The sequence below is a fragment of the Bradyrhizobium sp. UNPA324 genome (assembly GCF_006658635.1).
Lineage (GTDB): Bacteria > Pseudomonadota > Alphaproteobacteria > Rhizobiales > Xanthobacteraceae > Bradyrhizobium > Bradyrhizobium nanningense.
Map to the genome: position 1 here is coordinate 80,173 of NZ_LFJD01000004.1, position 19,490 is coordinate 99,662.

19 protein-coding genes are annotated in these 19,490 nt (G+C 64.6%); 9 read left to right on the forward strand and 10 right to left on the reverse strand.

Annotated elements, in window-relative coordinates; genetic code table 11:
• Positions 1–182 precede the first annotated feature (182 nt).
• Entirely contained in the window at positions 183–1,580 is a 1,398-nt protein-coding gene (locus UNPA324_RS00400; RefSeq protein WP_430641881.1) for a lytic murein transglycosylase, read from the forward strand.
• Positions 1,581–1,616: 36 nt separating this feature from the next.
• Here the strand turns inward: UNPA324_RS00400 and UNPA324_RS00405 are convergent, their stop codons facing one another.
• A complete protein-coding gene (locus UNPA324_RS00405; RefSeq protein ID WP_141932915.1) occupies positions 1,617–3,380 on the reverse strand; it encodes a peroxidase family protein in 1,764 nt (587 codons plus the stop codon).
• A gap of 285 nt (positions 3,381–3,665) precedes the next feature.
• Here UNPA324_RS00405 and UNPA324_RS00410 point away from each other — a divergent pair, with 285 nt between their 5' ends.
• A complete protein-coding gene (locus tag UNPA324_RS00410) occupies positions 3,666–5,363 on the forward strand; it encodes an SGNH/GDSL hydrolase family protein (RefSeq protein WP_141932917.1) in 1,698 nt (565 codons plus the stop codon).
• 164 nt (positions 5,364–5,527) lie between these two features.
• Here the strand turns inward: UNPA324_RS00410 and UNPA324_RS00415 are convergent, their stop codons facing one another.
• Positions 5,528–5,902 (reverse strand): CsbD family protein, encoded by a 375-nt coding sequence (locus tag UNPA324_RS00415; protein ID WP_141932919.1) that lies wholly within the window; start codon positions 5,900–5,902, stop codon positions 5,528–5,530.
• A 164-nt stretch (positions 5,903–6,066) separates the two neighbouring features.
• Positions 6,067–6,804, reverse strand: coding sequence for an SDR family NAD(P)-dependent oxidoreductase (locus tag UNPA324_RS00420; protein ID WP_128922125.1), 738 nt, complete (start codon positions 6,802–6,804; stop codon positions 6,067–6,069).
• 97 nt (positions 6,805–6,901) lie between these two features.
• On the opposite strand from UNPA324_RS00420, the gene UNPA324_RS00425 reads away from it, so the two are divergent.
• Together UNPA324_RS00425 and UNPA324_RS00430 are read left to right on the forward strand one after the other, a co-directional pair.
• Positions 6,902–7,681, forward strand: coding sequence for an SDR family NAD(P)-dependent oxidoreductase (locus tag UNPA324_RS00425; RefSeq protein WP_128922126.1), 780 nt, complete (start codon positions 6,902–6,904; stop codon positions 7,679–7,681).
• Positions 7,682–7,874: 193 nt separating this feature from the next.
• Entirely contained in the window at positions 7,875–8,762 is an 888-nt protein-coding gene (locus UNPA324_RS00430) for a TauD/TfdA dioxygenase family protein (protein ID WP_141932921.1), read from the forward strand.
• A gap of 231 nt (positions 8,763–8,993) precedes the next feature.
• Here UNPA324_RS00430 and UNPA324_RS00435 read toward each other — a convergent pair whose 3' ends face one another.
• Positions 8,994–9,638 (reverse strand): YqgE/AlgH family protein, encoded by a 645-nt coding sequence (locus tag UNPA324_RS00435; protein ID WP_128922128.1) that lies wholly within the window; start codon positions 9,636–9,638, stop codon positions 8,994–8,996.
• A gap of 142 nt (positions 9,639–9,780) precedes the next feature.
• Between UNPA324_RS00435 and UNPA324_RS00440 the strand changes: the two genes are divergently transcribed.
• The 5 genes from UNPA324_RS00440 (at position 9,781) to UNPA324_RS00460 (ending at position 13,850) form a co-directional block, all read left to right on the forward strand.
• Positions 9,781–10,620, forward strand: coding sequence for a protein-disulfide reductase DsbD domain-containing protein (locus tag UNPA324_RS00440; protein ID WP_141932923.1), 840 nt, complete (start codon positions 9,781–9,783; stop codon positions 10,618–10,620).
• Positions 10,621–10,882: 262 nt separating this feature from the next.
• Positions 10,883–12,262 carry a flippase gene (locus UNPA324_RS00445; RefSeq protein WP_430641880.1) on the forward strand — a complete coding sequence of 460 codons (1,380 nt, stop codon included), beginning with the start codon at positions 10,883–10,885 and terminating at the stop codon, positions 12,260–12,262.
• 40 nt (positions 12,263–12,302) lie between these two features.
• The gene (locus tag UNPA324_RS00450) at positions 12,303–12,539 is read left to right on the forward strand and encodes a hypothetical protein (protein WP_141932925.1); all 237 of its coding nucleotides are present in this window, start codon (positions 12,303–12,305) and stop codon (positions 12,537–12,539) included.
• Between the two features lie 41 nt (positions 12,540–12,580).
• A complete protein-coding gene (locus UNPA324_RS00455) occupies positions 12,581–12,850 on the forward strand; it encodes a type II toxin-antitoxin system RelE/ParE family toxin (RefSeq protein ID WP_349630222.1) in 270 nt (89 codons plus the stop codon).
• A gap of 175 nt (positions 12,851–13,025) precedes the next feature.
• Positions 13,026–13,850 carry a sulfite exporter TauE/SafE family protein gene (locus tag UNPA324_RS00460; RefSeq protein WP_128922132.1) on the forward strand — a complete coding sequence of 275 codons (825 nt, stop codon included), beginning with the start codon at positions 13,026–13,028 and terminating at the stop codon, positions 13,848–13,850.
• 125 nt (positions 13,851–13,975) lie between these two features.
• On the opposite strand, the gene UNPA324_RS00465 is transcribed toward UNPA324_RS00460, so the two are convergent.
• From UNPA324_RS00465 to cysT, 6 genes are all read right to left on the reverse strand, one after another.
• Positions 13,976–14,764, reverse strand: coding sequence for a 3-hydroxybutyrate dehydrogenase (locus UNPA324_RS00465; RefSeq protein ID WP_128922133.1), 789 nt, complete (start codon positions 14,762–14,764; stop codon positions 13,976–13,978).
• 1 nt (position 14,765) lies between these two features.
• Positions 14,766–15,941: a DUF3734 domain-containing protein gene (locus UNPA324_RS00470; RefSeq protein ID WP_128922134.1), complete on the reverse strand. Its 1,176-nt coding sequence runs from the start codon at positions 15,939–15,941 to the stop codon at positions 14,766–14,768.
• 77 nt (positions 15,942–16,018) lie between these two features.
• Positions 16,019–16,519 (reverse strand): CAP domain-containing protein, encoded by a 501-nt coding sequence (locus UNPA324_RS00475; protein WP_128922135.1) that lies wholly within the window; start codon positions 16,517–16,519, stop codon positions 16,019–16,021.
• A gap of 177 nt (positions 16,520–16,696) precedes the next feature.
• Positions 16,697–17,731, reverse strand: a complete 1,035-nt coding sequence (locus UNPA324_RS00480) for a sulfate/molybdate ABC transporter ATP-binding protein (protein ID WP_128922136.1) — start codon at positions 17,729–17,731, stop codon at positions 16,697–16,699.
• Positions 17,721–18,623: a sulfate ABC transporter permease subunit CysW gene (cysW, locus tag UNPA324_RS00485; RefSeq protein ID WP_141932927.1), complete on the reverse strand. Its 903-nt coding sequence runs from the start codon at positions 18,621–18,623 to the stop codon at positions 17,721–17,723. Before cysW ends, UNPA324_RS00480 begins: the two co-directional genes overlap by 11 nt.
• 9 nt (positions 18,624–18,632) lie before the next feature.
• Entirely contained in the window at positions 18,633–19,469 is an 837-nt protein-coding gene (gene cysT, locus UNPA324_RS00490; RefSeq protein ID WP_181769243.1) for a sulfate ABC transporter permease subunit CysT, read from the reverse strand.
• Positions 19,470–19,490: the final 21 nt, after the last annotated feature.

Below are 19,490 nucleotides of genomic sequence, written 5' to 3' on the forward strand. Positions count from 1 at the left end.
ATGGGAACGGAGCAATGGCATCTTGCTAGCCTGTTTGCAGCCGCCAACAAAGGCGGATGTGGGGCCTCACCCGCGCAGAGTTAAGAAAAAGGCCGCCACCAAAATTTCACCTTTGTTAAGCTATTGGCAACCGTAACCAGGCCTCCTGATGGCGGATTTTTGAACAGCCCGACGGGTGAGACATGATGCGATCAGTGGCAGGGCAGGCAAGACGGGCGGTATCCGTGACCGGCGCGATGATGGTTGCGGCCGCCTTGCTGATGCCTGCCGGCGCGCATGCCCAGGCGCAGAACGGCCTGTCCAACCTGTTCGGCGGCATCTTCTCCGGCCCCAACGCCGCATCGTCGCAGGCCCCGCCGGGCCCCGGCGGCGCTCAAACGGGAGCATTGCCCTGGAGCGGTGAGGACGGCGCCTCCGGCCATCCACTGATGACGGCTGCAGCGATCCGCGAGGCTGCCGGCAATTTCGACAATTGCGTCGCCGGGATGTGGCCCGATGCCGCGCGGCGCGGCGTCACGCAGGAGAATTTTCAACGCTTCACGGCCGGGCTCACACCCGACCTGCGCATCATGGACCTCATGGATTCGCAGCCGGAGTTCACCAAATCGATCTGGGACTATCTCGACATCCTCGTGAACGACAACCGCCTCGCCAAGGGCCGCGAGATCCTCGCCAAATACAAGGCGCAGTTCGACGCCACCGAGAAAGCCACCGGCGTCGACCGTTACATCATCGCCTCGATCTGGGGCATCGAGTCCAATTACTCGACGCAGATGGGCGACCGCAGCGTGCTGCAATCGACCGCGACGCTCGCCTGCATCGGCCGCCGCCAGGCCTATTTCAAGGACGAGTTTCTGTCGGCGCTGGAGATCCTCAACCGCGGCGATCTCAGGCCGGAGCAGATGCGCGGCTCCTGGGCCGGCGCCTTCGGCCCGACCCAGTTCATGCCGACTGCGTTCAAGCGCTTTGCCGTCGATGGCGACGGTGACGGACGGCGCGACGTCGTCGACAATCCCACCGATCTGATCGCCTCCACCGCCAACAACCTGAAGAAGGACGGCTGGCAGGCCGGCCAGACCTGGGGCTTCGAGGTGGTCGTGCCGCAGGGATTCAACTACATGCTGGCCGACCGCGCCAAGGCCATGACGATCGCGCAATGGGAGAAGCTCGGGCTCAAGCGGGCGACGGGCCAGCCGTTCCCGCATCCGGGCGAGAAGGCCTATCTGCTGGCCCCGGCGGGCGCGCAAGGCCCCGGCTTCCTGATGCTGCAGAACTACCGCGTCATCATGAAGTACAACCCGGCCGAGGCCTATGCGCTGGCGATCGGCCATTTCGCCGACCGCCTGCGCGGCGGCCAGCCCTTCGTGCAGCCCTGGCCGCGCCAGGAGCGCGAGCTGTCGCGCAGCGAGCGGCTGGAACTGCAGCAGCTCCTGGCCCAGCGCGGCTTCTACAAGGGCACCCCGGACGGCCAGTTCGGCGGCCAGACAAGGGAGGCGCTGCGCAATTTCCAGGCCTCCATCGGGGTGCCTGCCGACGGCTTTGCCTCCTCCGACGTGCTGGATCGCCTGCGCGGGCGGTAAAAAGCGCGACGCCTCCTCTGCTGCCGCCTTGCCTGCTCAGGCGTCGACATAGTTCACAACGTCAGACAGTTCGAACCTGGTTCCCGGGGTCGTCATGTCCTTCACCGTAGGCCGCCAATGCGGGACCTGGACGAGATAGGACTGGCTGTCTGCGGCGACGAGGCCGATCAGGACCTCGGCGACGATGCGCCCGCCGACGTCACCCAGGCGGGCGCCACCGAGCTTGGCCGTGCGCTTCTTCTTGTCGTCGTCCTCGAACGAGGTCTTGACCTGGTCGGTCAGCTCCGCCTCGCGCAGAATATAGTACCAGAGCGGCGCATTCTCGTGGAGCTGCGCGGCGTTTGCCTTGAACATCTCGCGGCGCGCCTTCGCGGCGTTCGCATCCGTCAGGTTCCCGTCCTCGATCCAGAGTTGCTCGTCGGTCAACGGCGTCAACCCCATCCGCCGCGCCACCGCCTGCCCGCTGGGTAAGCCCAGCGCTATGCCGCGCTGCAGGTTCAGGCTTGGCAGGGACCTGCGATCGAGCCTCTCGTTGCGCAGATCGGGCAGGCTGGATAGCGGGTCGACCAGCATGGTGTCGATCCGATAGGCCGGCTGGGGTCGAACAAAACTCCCGAACGGAAGCTCCTTCGTCGGCTTCGGCAGATCGCTCTTCACGTCGGGCAGGAAGAAGCTCCAGTCGATGCCCCATTCCGGCGGCAACGGACGGAAGCCATTCAGGCTCTGGACGTCGTCGCAGCTGAAGCTCGCTTTGAAGATCGGCAGACGATCCAGCGAATTCGTCGTCTGGTGCGGGATCGCCGCGCTCAGCGAATAGCTCGGCCGGACCATCGAGTGGCCGAACCGGTAAGCAGCGACCGAGAATTCCACGGGCATGAAGGGATAGCGCGCGGCTTCCGGCTTGTAGAACTTCAAATCCGGCTTGCCGCCGTTGTAGACGGCGTTGAACATCTTGTCGCCGACAACGCGCCGCACGAAGTCATGCAGCGCTACCCATTGATAGTGCCAGCGCACGATGCGCTGCGCGGTGTTGAAGGCAGCCAGGCCCGTGATCCCCGGGCGCTCGTTTCCCTTCGCAGTCGATGGCCTGGCCAGATCGAGCATGACCTTGTTGTGGAATCGCTGCCACAGAGCATGGATCTGCACAACGATGTTGTTCTCGTCGTTGCGCTTGTCGCCGATGATGGCGCGCGGACAATCCTGGCTCGAATCGTCGATCTCCCCACTCTCGTCGCGCGGCGCGCGCTGCACGTCAAAGCGCTTCTTTCCTTTCAGGTAAGACGGAGTCTTATCGAAGCCGAGCTTGATGGTGAGATCGGGATTGTAGAGATAGGGCTGATCCGCCGGACCACGACCGTAAATGCAATCAAGGTCGAGCCGCGCCGTGCGGAAATCCTCGGTCGCATTGGGATCATTGTCGCGGTCGAGATCGGAGGCGGGATCGAACGTAATGTCGTGATCGATGAACTGGCCGAAATAGGTATAGCCGGCTTTGATAGCCGGATTCTCGTCGACCGGCTCGTTCTGGTCGATCGGAGCGCCGAGGTCGCCGGTCTTGATCATGGTCGCAGCGATCGCCTTCATGACCTCCTGCTCCTGGGGCAGCGTATCGCCGAAGCGGGCGCGGGCGAGCTCAGGGAACATGCGGCCGAACCGGCCAAAACCTTCCGGATGGTAGGCCACGGCATCAAGACCGCGTTCGGCACGTCCGTGGCCTTGCGGCCGTTTCGCCTTGGCCTTCTCGGCCTGCTGGTCGAGCAACTGAATCGCTTGCGCACGCGAATTGGTCATGTCCTGCATGGCTGGGCTCCTGAAATTGACTTTGCTGCGTATGGACAGATTGCAATTACAAGGAGATTTTATACCCTCATTATCATTCGGGTTGTCGGATGGATCACAATTGACGACGGATCGTGGCGCTGCCCCGGCATTGCCGGTCGCCAGTAACCTTTTCCGCCGAGTCCGTGCCGATCGCCTTGACCGCCGGCCAAATCGCGCAGTTTATGACGCTACAATTTGCCTGTTTGCGGCCTGATTCCGGTATTATATCGGGCTTGTTCCAGGCCCCTCGCGCCCAGAGATCGCATGTCGAAGCAGAAGTCCCTGTTCAAGGCGCTGACCGAGACCGGCCCGTTGATCGCGCTAGGGACGGCGCTTGCGATCCTGGTGTCGGTTGCGGGGCCTGCTTCGGCGCAGTTCTTCAACTTCCCCGGCTTCGGCGGCCCGCCGCAGCGCTCGGCACCGCCGCCGCAACGGGGTGGTGGATGGTTCGGCGGTGACTTCTTTGCACCGTTCCAGCAGCAACAGCCGCAGGCGCCGCGCCAGGATTTTTCGCGCGCCCCGGCGCCAGCCAAGCGCGACACCATTCCTGAGAAGAACGTGCTGGTGCTCGGCGATGCCATGGCCGACTGGCTGGCTTATGGCCTGGAAGACGCTTACGCCGAGCAGCCCGACATGGGCGTGATCCGCAAGCACAAGACCTTTTCAGGTCTGATTAAGTACCAGCCGAAGGGTGAGCCGTCGGACTGGGCGGCGGCGGCAAAAGGCATCATCGAGGCCGAAAAGCCCGACGTGATCGTCGTCATGCTCGGCCTCAACGACCGCGCCGCGATCCGCGAGCCTGCGGCGGAGAAGGCGACGGATAAGGACAAGGACAAGAAGAACGACAAAGGCGCGCGCGGCAAGCCGCCGGCAAAGCCTGGCGAGACGAAGCCCAGCACTGACAGCGTCGCCAAGCCCGACGACAAGCATGCCGATGCCGACCTGCCGCAGGACGACGCCGACAATGCCGATACGCCTGCGGCCGCGCCGGAAAAGGCGGCCCGTAATCCGAACGGCCTCTACGAATTCCGCGACGAGCGCTGGGTGGAGCTCTACGGCAAGAAGATCGAGGAGCTCGCAAATATCCTCAAATCCAAGGGCGTGCCGGTGCTCTGGGTCGGCCTGCCCGCGGTTCGCGGACCCAAGGGCACCGCGGACACGCTGTTCCTGGATTCGCTCTATCGCGAGGGCGCGGCCAAGGCCGGCATCACCTATGTCGATGTCTGGGACGGTTTTGTCGACGAGGCCGGCCGCTTCCTGCAAAAGGGCCCGGACTTCGAAGGCCAGATCCGCCAGCTGCGCAGCTCTGACGGCGTCTATTTCACCAAGGCCGGCGCGCGCAAGCTCGCGCATTATGTCGAGCGCGAGATCACGCGTCTCCTGGCCGGACGCTCCGGCCCGATCGCGCTGCCGAGCGAGCCTGCGACGCCCGACACCAGCGCCGAGCCGGGCAAGCCCGCACCGCGGCCGCTGGCGGGGCCGATCGTGCCGCTGGTTGCGGCCTCGATCTCGACCGATCAATTGCTGGGCGGCCCGGGCTCGCGTCCCGCCGCCGTCGATGCGCTCGCCGCAAAGACGATGGTGAAGGGCGAGCCGCTAGCCGCTCCGGCCGGCCGCGCCGACGATTACGCCTGGCCGCGCCGCGAAGTCGGCCGCGAGCAGGCCAAGGGCGATACGCCGATGGCCGCGACGACGCCTGAGGGCAACGTCACCAATCCCGCCGCGCCGGGAGCTGCCGCCGCGATCGCGCCGCCGAAACTTACGCCGAAGAAGCCGCCGGTCCCGCCGCAACAGCCGGCACAAGCGACGCCCTCATTCCGCGATTTCTTCGGCTTCGGCTCTCCGCAGCCAGCGCCGCCGCGTCAACTGGCGCCGGCGCCCGGGCCGCGCAATCCGGCACAGAATCCCGCGATCCCGCGTCCGCCGGGCAACGTCGGACGCTCGGCGGAGATGTTCCGGTAATTGCTGACGTGTCCCGGACGCGGCGCAGCACCTCATGGTGATGCGACGCAGAGCGGGGACCCAGCTCTCTCACCCCAACCCTCTTACAAAAGAATGCGCCCCGGCTCTGCGCAGCAGCGCTCTGGCGCCGCTGCGCGTCCGGGGCACAAGTCCCTGCTTGTCCCTCAGCTGTAATAACGCCAGCGCGGCGGCGGACGGCGTGCGGGGCGCGACATCAGCAGCGCGAGCGCAAAGCCGATGCCGCCGGCAACCATCAGCGCGCCGAGCGGGTTGTCCTGCACCTTCTTCGACAGCGCCTGTGTCCCATCGCGGAAGGTATCGCCGCTGTTCTCATAGGCGTCCTTGGCGTAGCTGGTCGCGGTGTCCGCGGCATCACGCACGGCATCCTTGGCCTGGCCATAGAGATTCTGCACCGTGCCTGCAGCCTCCCGCACCTTGCCCGACGCCTGCGTCTTGGCATCGCCTGCCATGTCTCCGATCGCGCCTTCCGCGCGTCCGGCATATTCCTTGGCCGATCCAACAATCCGATCCGTGTCCATGATGCTCCTCCTCGGGGGTCAGCCCAAGTAACCGATCAAGAGCAGCGCAGTTCCAAGCCACGATGAAAGTGTAGGCGGATCATTACAGGGCGTAGCCCGGATGAGCGAAGCGACATCCGGGACTTTGCGTGCACCGTTCCCGGGTATCGCTGCGCTCACCCCGGCTACAAGATAAGGCCGCCATCCACGACCAGCGTCTGGCCGATGATGTAGGACGACAGCGGCGAGGCCAGGAACAGCGCCGCGCCCGCCATGTCGGCCGGCGTGCCCAATCGCCGCAGCGGGATGCGCGCGAGCGCGCCTTCGAGCCGCTTGGGATTGTCGGTCGTCACCTTCGTCATCTTGGTGTCGACGAGCCCCGGCGCGATGCCGTTGACGCGGATGCCGTCCTCGGCCCAAGCCTCGCCCAGGGTCCGCGTCAATCCGACCGCACCGGTCTTCGAGGCGTTGTAGGCGGGATTGCCCATGGTGGAATGATAGGCCGCGGTCGAGGACACCATGATCAGCGCGCCCTTCGCATCCCGCAACATGGAATGAAACCGCGTCGCGCAGGCCATCAGGCTCATCAGATTGACCTCGACCACCTTGCGGAAGCCGGCCATCTCGAACTCGCCGCGGCGATAGAGCACCGCGCCTTGCGCCAGCACGAGGATGTCGAGCCTGTCAAAGGCCGGTTTGAAAGCCTCGATCGCACCGGGGTTACTGACGTCGAGCTGCACGTAGGAAAGACCGGTGAGATCGGAACCTTGTTCGGCTGAATATTCCGTTGCGTGAGCACGCGTGCCACACACCGCGACCTCCGCGCCTCTGGTGCGAAAAGCCTGCGCGATGCCATTGCCGATCCCGCTCGAACCGCCGACGACCAGCACCTGCTTGCCTGAGAAATCGAGCTCGTTCGCCATCGCGGCCTCCCTTTTATCTTGCTTGTTTGACCTGTCTGCGGATCGATGCCAGCCTTGTCAATCATAACAAGAACAAGCAGCTTCCCAAGGAAACAACATGTCCGAGTTCAAAGAGCTCAGCCGGTCCGTCAAGGGCCTGACCGTTCTCGTCACCGGTGCGGCGAGCGGCATGGGGCGCGCGACCGCGCGCGTGTTCGCCGCTGAAGGCGCGAATGTCGCCGTCACCGATTTCGACGCGCAAGGCGCGCACGCGGTGACCGAGGAGATTGCCGCGAACGGCGGATCGGCGAAGGCATGGAAGCTCGACGTTGCCGACGGCGGCGAGATCAAGCGCGTGGTTGGCGAGGTCGCCGCGCATTTCGGCGCAATCGACATCGTCGTCAACAATGCCGGCATCTCCGTGCGGGTCGCGATCGACGACGAGACCTACGAGGACGCCTGGGCCAGGGGCATCGCGGTGATGCTGACGGCGCATCCGCGCATCATCCGCGCCGCGCTGCCGCATTTGCGCAAGTCGAAGTGCCCGCGCATCGTCAACATCGCCTCGACCGAGGCGCTCGGCGCCACCGCATTGCACAGCCCCTATTCGGCGGCAAAGGGCGGCGTTGCGAGCCTCACCCGCTCACTGGCGGTCGAGCTTGGCCGCGAGGGCATCACCGTCAACTGCATCTGCCCGGGCCCGATCCGCACGGCGATCACCGATCGCATCTCGGAAGAGCACAAGACGATCTACGCCAAGCGCCGCACCGCGCTTCTGCGTTACGGCGATCCCGAGGAGGTCGCGCATATGACGCTGAGCCTGTGCCTCCCGGCGGCGTCCTTCCTCACCGGCGCGGTGATTCCGGTCGACGGCGGGCTGATGGCGCGGAACGCGTAGGAGGTTACAAAGGTGCGTGGCCCGGATGAGCAAGGCGACATCGGGGACTTTGCCTCACCGTTCCCGGGTATCGCTGCGCTCACCCCGGCTACGGGCAGCCATGCGCGCCGCGCGTTGACAACCGCGAGCGCGGGAGTAGCTTTTTAGACCGACAGAGCGGGACCAACCGCTCGCGACCCGCGGGAGAAACGCCATGACGATCGCCATCCGGCAGCTTCAGAAGCATTTTGTCGGCGAGGTATCCGGCCTCGATCTGCGCAAGCCGCTCACACCGGATGAGGCGCGCGAGGTCGAGGCCGCCATGGACAAATACGCGGTGCTGGTCTTCCACGATCAGGACATCACCGACGAGCAGCAGATGGCCTTTGCGCTCAACTTCGGCCAGCGCGAGGATGCGCGGGGCGGCAACATCACCAAGGCCGACGAATACCGCCTCACCTCGGGCCTGAACGACGTCTCCAACCTCGGCAAGGACGGCAAGCCGCTCCCGAAGGACAGCCGCGCCAATCTGTTCAACCTCGGCAATTGCCTGTGGCACTCCGACAGCTCGTTCCGGCCGATCCCTGCGAAGTTCTCGCTGCTGTCGGCGCGCGTGGTGAACCCGAAGGGCGGCAACACCGAGTTCGCCGACATGCGCGCCGCCTATGACGCGCTCGACGACGAGACCAAGGCGGAGATCGAGGATCTCGTCTGTGAACACTCGCTGATGTATTCGCGCGGATCGCTCGGCTTCACCGAATACACCGACGCGGAGAAGGTGATGTTCAAGCCGGTGCTGCAGCGGCTGGTGCGGACACATTCCGTGCATCGCCGCAAATCGCTGTATCTGTCATCGCACGCCGGCAAGATCGTCGGCATGAGCGTGCCGGAGGGACGGCTGTTGCTGCGCGATCTCAACGAGCACGCGACGCAGCCCGAGTTCGTCTACGTCCACAAATGGAAGCTGCATGACCTCGTGATGTGGGACAACCGCCAGACCATGCACCGCGTCCGCCGCTACGACCAGTCGCAGCCCCGCGACATGCGCCGTGCCACGGTGGCGGGAACGGAGCCCACGGTGCAGCAGCAGGCGGCGGAGTAGCGACATATTCCGCTGTCGTCCCGGACGAGCGCAGCGAAAATCGGGGACCCATGACCACAGGGCGGAGTTTGACAAAGGCTAGTGGTTGAGAGCTCGCGCCACACTCCTCCCTCGAAGTATGGGGCCCGGATCTGCGCGCGCTTGAGGCGCGCTTGTCCGGGACGACAGCGGAGGGTGACGCACGACAGCCGAGGATGTCGCGGTTGACTATGGCAAAGCGTCCCCGAGCAGCTACGCGTGCCCCGCCTCGTTCGACAACATCCCGGGATCGATGCCGATCTTCTGCAGGGCGCGGTTGTATTTGTCGTCGACGTCGTCGCCGAAGATCAGATCCGCATCGGCGTCGCAATGCAACCAGCCGTTGCTCTGGATCTCTGTCTCGAGCTGGCCCGGCGCCCAGCCGGCGTAGCCGAGCGCGAGAATGGCGTGCTTGGGGCCGGAGCCGCTGGCGATGGCGCGCAGGATGTCGACGGTCGCCGTGAGGCAGACGCCGTCGTCGATCCGCAGCGTCGCGTTTTCGATGTAGAAGTCGCTCGAATGCAGCACGAAGCCGCGGCCGGTATCGACCGGGCCGCCGCGCAGCACCTTCATGCTTTCGGCATTCTCCGGCAGCTTGATGTGCTCGCCCTTCTTGATGATGCCGAGCTGCTCCAACAGCTCGGGGAAGTCGATGCTGCCGGCCGGATGGTTCACGATAATGCCCATCGCGCCCTCCGCCGAATGGGCGCAGAGATAGATCACCGAGCGCTCGAAGCGGGAATCGCCCATGACGGGCATCGCGATCAGCAGCCGGCCGTCGAGATAACCGGCCGAATTGGGAAGCGCCGGACCCGCGCGGCGGGTGCTTTCGCCCGTCCTCTTACCTGTGGGAGCCATCGGTAAAGCACTCCGGTTTCAATTCCTATCCTGATGTTGGGCCGGGCGGCTGTCAAATCAAGGCTTGCAGAGAGTCGATACAAGTGCATCCATCACAAGCAATTCAATGGTTTGCCCGGGGCTGACCCTGTAAAGACGTGCTATGCTCACAAGAGTTCCCCTGCGTGCGGCGATTGGCGTCGCGACAACCCTGCTTGCGTCGTCGTTGGCCGTCGCAGCCCGCGCCGATGACGCTTCGCCGTGGCAGCGCGACGGACATTCCGCGGTGCGGCTATTGGCGGGATCGCGCAGCGGCGCCGTCCTGCTCGGCGGTATCGCGTTCCAGCTTCAGCACGGGTGGAAAACCTACTGGCGCACCCCCGGCGATTCCGGCGTTCCGCCGCGGTTCGACTTCTCGAAGTCGGACAATGTCGAGGCGGTGACGGTGATGTGGCCGGCGCCGCTGAAATTCGATGATGGCGCCGGCGGCCATTCGATCGGCTATCATGACCAGATCGTGCTGCCGTTGCGCATCGTCGCGAAGGCTGCGGACAAACCCGTGACCTTGCGTGCGGAGATCAATTACGCGGTGTGCGAGAAGCTCTGCATTCCGGTCGAGGTCCACGCCGAGCTCGGCTTCAACAGCGTCGCCTCGACCGAGGATGCCAATTTGCGTGCCGCGCTCGACACCGTGCCGAAGCCGGCCAATATCGGCGATCCCAATCCGCTCACCATCCGCGACGTCAAGCGCGACGGTCCCAAGAATGTGGTGGTCGACGTGGTCGCGCCCGAAAGCGGCAGCGTCAATCTGTACGTGGAAGGGCCGACGCCCGATTGGGCCCTGCCGATTCCGGCTCCGGTGCAGCCCAGCCCGCCTGGGGTGATGCGGTTTTCCTTCGAACTCGACGGCCTGCCGCCGGGCGCCAAGCCCGACGGCGCAGCGCTGAAATTCACGTTGGTCGGGCCGGAGAAGTCGTACGAGTTCAATACGAATTTGGAGTGAGTTGCGCTGCCGACGCTCCGCATTCAGCTGTCGTCCCGGACAAGCGAAGCGCAGATCCGCCACCCATAGCCCAGGGAGTGGTTTGGCGAAGGCTCGTCGTTGCCAGGTTGCGTAGCGACTTCTGCCTGTGGTTATGGGTCCCCGCGTCCGCAGGGCCGACAGGTGCGGTGGCGCGACGCCGCGCCCCACCCAACCCAATCTTAACGAATGGTTGCTAATTCCTCACCTGCCAGCATGCCGGGCGACCTGAGGGATCTTCGAATTGGCCGTGATGGATGCAGAACCCGCAACGACCGGACCGGCCGGGCTGATCGCGCGACTGCGGGCCAAGCTCTCGGGCGGATCGAGTGAGGCCTCGCTGACGCGGCGGCTGGCCGGCACCATCTTCGTCATCCGCGTCATCAGCGCCGGGCTCGCTTATCTCTCGCAGGTGCTGCTGGCGCGCTGGATGGGCACGTCCGACTACGGCATCTATGTCTATGTCTGGACCTGGGTGCTGCTGCTCGGCAGCATGATGGACTTCGGCATCTCGGCCTCCGCGCAAAAGATCATTCCCGAATATCGGGCCAGTGGCGACCACGCGCTCTTGCGCGGCTTCCTCGGAGGCAGCCGCTGGCTCACCTTCGCGGTGTCCACGCTGGTGTCGCTGGTCCTTGCCGGCATCGTCAGGCTGCTGTCGCCCTGGCTCGATCCCGCCGAGGTGCTGCCGCTCTATATCGGCTGCATGACGCTACCCGCCTTCGTCGTCGCCAACACCCAGGACGGCATCGCGCGCTCGCATGACTGGATGCAGCTCGGCTTGATGCCGCAATTCATCATTCGCCAGGCGCTGATCATCGGCATCACGGGCGCGGCCTTCCTGCTCGGCTATCATCTCGGTGCGGTCGCCGCGATGGTCGCGAGCCTGGGTGCCGTGTGGATCGCGATGACGGGGCAGATGGTGGTGCTGAACCGCAAGCTCGCCGATCATATTCCGTCCGGCCCCAGGACGTATGACATCCGCGGCTGGCTCGCCGTCTCGCTGCCGATCCTCTTGGTCGAGAGCTTCTACCTGCTGCTGTCCTACACCGACGTGCTGGTGCTGCAGCAGTTCCGCCCCTCCGACGAGGTCGGCGTCTACTTTGCGGTGGTGAAGACGCTGGCGCTGGTTTCGTTCATCCACTACGCGATGTCGGCGACGACGGCGCATCGCTTCGCCGCATACAATGCAAGCGGCGACAAGGCACGGCTGTCGGCCTATGTGGCGCATGCGATCAACTGGACGTTCTGGCCGTCGCTGGCGGCGACCATCGTGCTGCTCGCGCTCGGCAAGCCGCTGCTCTGGCTGTTCGGACCGCAATTTGTGGTCGGCTACGACATCATGTTCGTCGCCGCGATCGGGCTCGTGGTGCGCGCCGCGATCGGGCCGGTCGAGCGGCTGCTCAACATGCTCGGTCAGCAGAAGATCTGCGCGCTCGCTTATGCGCTGGCGTTCATGATGAACGTCGTGCTCTGCATCGCGCTGGTACCGCACTACGGCGGCCACGGCGCCGCAGCCGCGACCTCGATCTCCCTCACCTTCGAGACGGTGCTGTTGTTCTGGATCGTGCGGCAACGCCTTGGCCTGCACGTGCTGGCGTTCGGGCGTTATCGAAGGGCCTGAGGCAATTGGAAAGCAGTGTGGCACCTGATATCGTCGGGTTATGGCTGCAAGCGATCTGCGAAACCTTCTGGAACGTGCTCAGACCTGGTCTGAAGAGGCCCAGAACGAGCTGGTTGCAATTGCTAGCGAAATTGAGAACGAGCTGCTCGGCGGCGAGTACTTGGCAACGCAAGAGGAATTGCGGAGCATCGACGCGGCTTTGGCCTCGATCGATCGTGGCGAGGTCGCTACGGATGCCGAGGTTGCGGAGGCCTTCGCGAAGTTTCAGCGCGGATGAAGGTCGTCTGAACGCGAGAAGCGCTTGCTGATCTCGCAGGCATCGCGACGTATTATGCCACCAACGCCAGCCCTGTGATCGCCGGAGCTGTCGGACAAAAATTCATCGACGTCATCGGGCGCATTCGACGCGCACCTTTCTCCGCGCCACGCGTCGCGCACCGTTCCCAGGTCCGCGTAGCAACAGTCGTGCGCTATCCATTCGGGATATTTCGTCGTGTCAATGGTGACGTCATCCATATTGTCCACGTCCGCCATACGTCACGACGGCCGCTCGGGGGGCTGAACGAGCCCGGAAAGCAGTATGCTTGATCGCGGCTCCGAGGGACGGCTGTTTCGCGGCAAGCTCGCGAAAGAGGCGAAACGCCCCCTTATCCTTGCCTGGTAGCACAATTTTTCTTATTTTATCCAGGAGGTTGCCTCTCGTTGGAACTTTATTCTACTTCGTATTGCTCAACCGACGAGATCAACCTAAGATTCACCTGACATGTTCGATCCGCTCTATGTCGCCTCTGGATTCGGCGTCGGCCTGCTTGTCGGGATGACCGGCGTGGGCGGCGGCTCGTTGATGACGCCGCTCTTGATCCTGCTGTTCGGTGTTCATCCCTCCACAGCGGTCGGAACCGACCTGCTCTATGCCGCCGCTACCAAGACCGGCGGCAGCCTCATGCATGGCTGGTCGCGCAGCGTGCACTGGCCGGCGGTGCTGCGGCTCGCCTGCGGCAGCATTCCAGCCAGTGCGCTGACGCTGCTGGTGCTGTGGAAACTCGACCTCAAAAGCGATTCCGAGCGTAGCCTGATCAACCTGGTGCTGTGTTTTGCGCTTCTGCTGACTGCGACGTCGCTGATCTTCCGCAAGTCGATCATGGAGCGCTACCGCGGCAGGCTGGAGCGTGTCGACGATCGCACCACCGCAATCGCGACCGTGGTCACCGGGATCGTGCTCGGCGTGCTGGTGTCGATCTCGTCGGTCGGCGCCGGCGCGGTCGGCGTCACCGTGCTGCTGCTGCTCTATCCGCGCCTGCCGATGGTGGCCATCGTCGGCTCCGATATCGCCCATGCGGTGCCGCTGACGCTGGTCGCCGGCATCGGGCACTGGGCGCTCGGCGACGTGGATTGGGCGCTAATGAGCATATTGCTGATGGGCTCGGTGCCCGGCATCATCGTCGGCAGCTACAGCGCCACGCGTGTGCCCGAGACAGTGCTGCGCCTGACGCTTGCCAGCGTGCTGTTCCTCGTCGCCGGCAAGATCATGTTTGTGGAATTGAACCTGTCGTCGGCCTTCGTGACGGCGTTGGCGTGGACGCATTAGGCCCGCCCGGGCGACAGAATCGTAGGGTGGGCAAAGCGTAAGCGTGCCCACCACTCGTCTCAATCACAGAAAGGTGGTGGGCACGGCGCTGACGCGCCTTTGCCCACCCTACGACACTGAGCGCTTTACGCCGCGGTCCAGCCGCCGTCGATGGAAAGATTGGTGCCGGTGATCTGGGCGGCGTCGTCGCTGCACAGGAACAGCGCCAGCGCGGCGACCTGCTCGGAGGTGACGAACTCCTTGGTCGGCTGCGCGGCGAGCAGCACGTCGTTGATGACCTGCTCGCGCGTCAGATTGCGCGCCTTCATCGTGTCGGGGATCTGCTTCTCGACCAGCGGCGTCCAGACATAGCCGGGGCTGATGCAGTTGCAGGTGATCTTGTGGGTCGCGACCTCCAGCGCCACGGTCTTGGTGAGGCCGGCAATGCCGTGCTTGGCCGACACGTAAGCCGACTTGAAGGGCGAGGCCACCAGCGAGTGCGCGGACGCCGTGTTGATGATGCGGCCCCAGCCCCTCTTTTTCATGCCGGGCACCGCGGCGCGGATGCCGTGGAAGGCGGAGGACAGGTTGATTGCGATGATCTGATCCCACTTCTCGATCGGAAACTCCTCGACCGGCGAAACGAACTGGATGCCGGCATTGTTGACGAGGATGTCGACCGAGCCGAACGTCTGCTCGCCGAGCGCGATCATCGCGGCGATCTCGGCGGGCTTGGTCATGTCGGCGGACGAGTAGATCGCCTTCACCTTGAAGTCCTGTTCGATCTTGGCGCGCTCCTTCTCGATATCCTCCGGCGTGCCGAAACCGTTGATGACGACGTTGGCACCGGCGCCGGCGAACGCACGCGCATAGGCAAGCCCGATGCCGCTGGTGGACCCGGTCACGACGGCGTTCTTGCCTGACAGACTACCCATTCTATTCGCTCCTTTTTGCCGGGGGCGCGGACACGTCCCCCGTGAGATCGTAAGTCACCATGGTCTCGCCGGACTGTGGTCTCTCGAGCCAATCCTTGTGGCGCATCGACAGATGCACGTCGTTCACGCCGGCCTCCCAATGCTCGACCATGGCGACGTGCGAGAAATCATAGTCCTTGGACGAGGATTCGTAGTTCTTGCTGCGGTAGATCAGATGCACGACGGTGACGGTGCTTTCGCGCGACACCTTCGCCAGGAATTCAACGGAAGGATCGTTCTTCAGATAGTCCGGCAATTTGCCGATCAGATCGCGCACGGCCCTGCGGGCGTTGTGCAGCTGCTTGTTCTTGTCGGTGTTCATCCGCGTGCGGCTGGAATAGCGGATGTCCTTCTCGCGCTCGGTGGCCTCCAGCAGCGAGGTCGGCAGATCGCCGCGCGCGGAAAACAGGTCGACCTGGAAGATCAGCATGTCGCGGTCGACCTCGGCATCGAGCACATAGTCGAGCGGGGTGTTGGAGGCGATGCCGCCGTCCCAATAATGCTCGCCCTCGATCACGACGGAAGGAAAGCCGGGCGGCAGCGCGCCGGAGGCCATGATGTGCTCGGGGCCGATCTTCTTGCCGAGCTTCTTGAACTCGTAATTGTCGAAATATTTGAAGTTGCCGGAGGTGACGCCGACCGCGCCGACCGATAGGCGGGTCTTCAGGTCGTTGATGCGATCGAAATCGACCAGACGCTCCAGCGTCTTCTTCAGCGGTGCGGTGTCGTAATAGCTTTCGGCCTGCGGGCTGCCGAGCGGCCAGAGCGGCGCCGGCGGGACGCGTGGGACGAAGAAGCCGGGCACGCCGAAGGTGGCGATCAGCGCGGCACTGGTCGAGTTGAACAACTCGCGGCTGTGGTCGCTCTTGCCGATCGGCTTCCACGGCACCGGCGCGGAGACCATCTCCCAGAATTCCTTGAGCCGTTTGACGCGGGTCTGCCCCTCGTTGCCGGCGATGATGGCGGCGTTGACCGCGCCGATCGAGATGCCGGCGACCCATTCCGGCTCGAAGCCGAAGCCGCACAGCGCCTGAAAGGCGCCGGCCTGGTAGGAGCCGAGCGCGCCGCCGCCCTGCAGGACCAGGACGCGTTGCGCATTGGCGGGGATGCTGGCGGATTCCGGGCTACGATCAATCATGGGAGAACAATAGCAATGGCGCGCCACCGTGGCGACACTCCACCGCGGCGTCAATGCATGCCGGGATCAAGTCTGGCTTATCGCTCGGTCGAGGCCAAGATCATGGTCCAGAACACCTTGTATTTGGTGCCGGGAGCATAGCTCGCCGCGATGCCCAATTTTGTGACACCGCTCTTGAGCATGTTGGCGCGGTGCGGAGGCGAGTCGCGCCAGCCGGAAAACGCTTCCGCCAGCGTATGATAACCGGCCGAGATGTTCTCGACCGCCACGGTCGCAGGATAGCCGCCCGCGGCGAGGCGCTTGGCCAAGGGCGCACGGACGTCATGGTCCATCTTGTTGGCCGCGGCCATGGCGTTGGACTGGGATTCGGCGAGCCGCATCAGATCGGGGTCGACCACGACCGTGCCGAGGATGTTGTTCTGGCGGTATTGCGAGATCATCACGGCGGCGGCCTGCGCGTCGAGCTGGGCGCCAGGGGCCGCCATGTCGGTATACATCGACGGCTGCTGGACCGGTGCCTCGTTGCCGGCACAGCCGGCGAGCAGCAAAGTGATGAGAATTGCGGCCGCAGCGCGCATGTAGGGGCCCCCGAATGAGGGGGCCGTTGTTGCATACCAACAATGGCTGAAAGGTGAATTTTGAAGAAAATCTGCTCGTGTCATTCCGGGCAGTGCGCAGCACTGACCCCGGAATCTCGCGCTACAATCTTGGGATTCCGGGTTCGATGCTCCGCATCGCCCCGGAATGACGGGGCCTTACCCCGCAAAGATCCGGTAACGGCGCGGTTCGAGGCCGATCGTATCACCGGCGCGCAGTTCCTTGTCGCGGGGTGCGTCGATCTCGATGGTCTTGCCGTCTGACAGTGCAACCTCGGCCCTCTGCACGGGACCGAAATTGCGGACGTGATGCACGATGCCCTCGAAGGCGCCGCTGCCGGGCGGGCCGACCAACATGTCATGTCGCCGCACGAACAGTCTTGACGCGCCAGGCGCAAGCCCATCCGCCGCAAGGGCGAGCGGCCGGCCGCCGAGCCTGATGACGCCGCCTTCGACCCGAACCGGCAGCTCGATGGATTCGCCGATGAAACCGTGGACGAACGCGCTTGCCGGGCTTTCATAGACGTCGTCCGGCGAGCCGATCTGCTCGATCCTGCCCTTGTCCATCACCACCACGCGGTTGGCGACTTCCAGCGCCTCCTCCTGGTCGTGGGTGACGAAGATGGAGGTGACGTTGATCTCGTGGTGCAGCGAGCGCAGCCACTTTCGCAGCTCCTTGCGCACCTTGGCATCGAGCGCACCGAACGGCTCGTCGAGCAGCAGGATGCGCGGCTCGATCGCGAGCGCGCGGGCGAGCGCGATGCGCTGGCGCTGGCCGCCAGAGAGCTGGCTCGGATAGCGGTCGGAAAGCCAGTCGAGCTGCACGAGGTCGAGCAGCTCCTTGACCCGCGCCCGGATCGCAGCCTCGTCTTTCCGGACCACGCGCGGCTGCACCCGCAGGCCGAAGGCGACGTTCTCGAACACGGTCATGTGGCGGAACAGCGCGTAATGCTGGAACACGAAGCCGACATGCCGCTCGCGCGCGCCCTGCGCCAGCGCGTCCTCGCCGTTGATGAGGACTTCACCGGCGTCGGGCCAATCGAGGCCAGCGACGATCCTGAGCAACGTGGTCTTTCCCGATCCGGATGGCCCGAGCAGCGCCACCAGCTCGCCGCTGTCGACCTTGAGGTCGACGCCGTCGAGGGCTTTGAAGCTGCCGAACGTCTTGACGAGATTTCTGACTTCAATGGTCACCTGCGTATCCCTCGTCCAGATGGCGTTCCAGAACCGTCTTGGCGATCAGCGTGATCAGCGCCAGCATCGCCAGCAGCGAGGCAATCGCGAAGGCGGCGACGAAATGGTATTCGTTGTAGAGGATCTCGACCAGCAGCGGCATGGTGTTGGTCTCGCCGCGGATATGGCCGGAGACGACGGAGACTGCGCCGAATTCGCCCATCGCGCGCGCGTTGCAGAGCAGGACGCCGTAGAGCACGCCCCATTTGATGTTGGGCAGCGTGACGCGGAAGAAGGTTTGAAGACCTGAGGCGCCCAGCGAGATCGCGGCTTCCTCCTCCTGGGTGCCCTGCTCCTGCATCAGAGGGATCAGCGCACGCGCCACGAACGGGAAGGTCACGAAGGTAGTGGCGAGCGCGATGCCGGGCACCGCGAACAGGATCTGGATGTCGTGATCCCGAAGCCAGCCGCCGAAATAGCCCTGCGCGCCGAACAGCAGCACGAAGACGAGGCCGGAGATCACCGGGCTCACAGAGAACGGCAGGTCGATCAGCGTGATCAGGAAAGTCTTGCCGGGGAAATCGAATTTTGCGATCGCCCAGGCCGCGACGAGGCCGAAGACGAGGTTGAGGCCGACCGAGATCGCCGCGACCAGCAGCGTCAGCCTGATCGCAGCCAGCGCTTCCGGCTCGGCGAGTGCGGCCAAATAGGCGAGGATGCCCTTGGAGAAGGCGTGCGCGAACACGACCACCAGTGGCAGCACGACGAAGACGGTGAGAAAGCTCACCGCCAGCGCAATGATAACGGTGCGCACCGCGCGCGGCTCGGTGCGGAGATTGTCGCGCGCTGCCGCCGCACGCGCCTTGGCGTCGGAGACCGAGAGCGAAATGGAGTCGGCAATCTGCATCGCCATGGTCCGCCCTCAACGCGCCGGTACCCGGCTCTGCGCCCAGCGCTGGAGTCGGTTGACGGCTAAGATGACGACAAAGGACACGACGAGCATGACCACCGCGATGGCGGTCGCGTCGGCATAGCGGAACTCCGACAGGCGGATCACGATGAGCAGCGGCGCGATCTCGGACACGTTGGGCAGATTGCCGGCGATGAAGATCACCGAGCCGTATTCGCCGACCGCGCGGGCGAAAGCGAGCGCGAGCCCGGTGAGCAGAGCCGGCGCCAGCGAGGGCAGGATCACACGGGTGATGGTCTGCCAGCGGTTGGCGCCCAGGCTGCCCGCGGCCTCCTCGATCTCGGGATCGAGATCCTGCAACACCGGCTGCACCGTGCGCACCACGAAAGGAATGCCGATGAAGATCATGGCGACGAAGATGCCGACCGGCGTGAACGCCACCTTGATGCCGAGCGCCGCGAGCGGCGCGCCCAGCCAGCCCTTTTCGGCGAACAGCGCGGTCAACGCGACGCCCGCGACCGCCGTCGGCAGCGCGAAGGGCACGTCGACGATGGCGTCGAACAGCCGGCGACCGGGAAAGCGGTAGCGCACCAAGGCCCAGACGATGATGCTGCCCATGACGAGATTGACGCAGGCCGCCGCGAAGGCGAGGCCGAAGGAGACGCGCAGGGCATTCAAGGTGCGGCGGCTGGAGAGGATATTCCAGAACTGTTCGGGACTGAGCTCGAGCGACTTCAGGAACAGCCCGGCGAGTGGAATGAGGATCATGACGGACAGCCAGGACAGCGTCAGCCCCATCGTGAGACCGAAGCCCGGCAACGTCCGGCGTCGTGCTGCGATTGCGCTCACCAGGCCCCCTGCTAAAGCGTC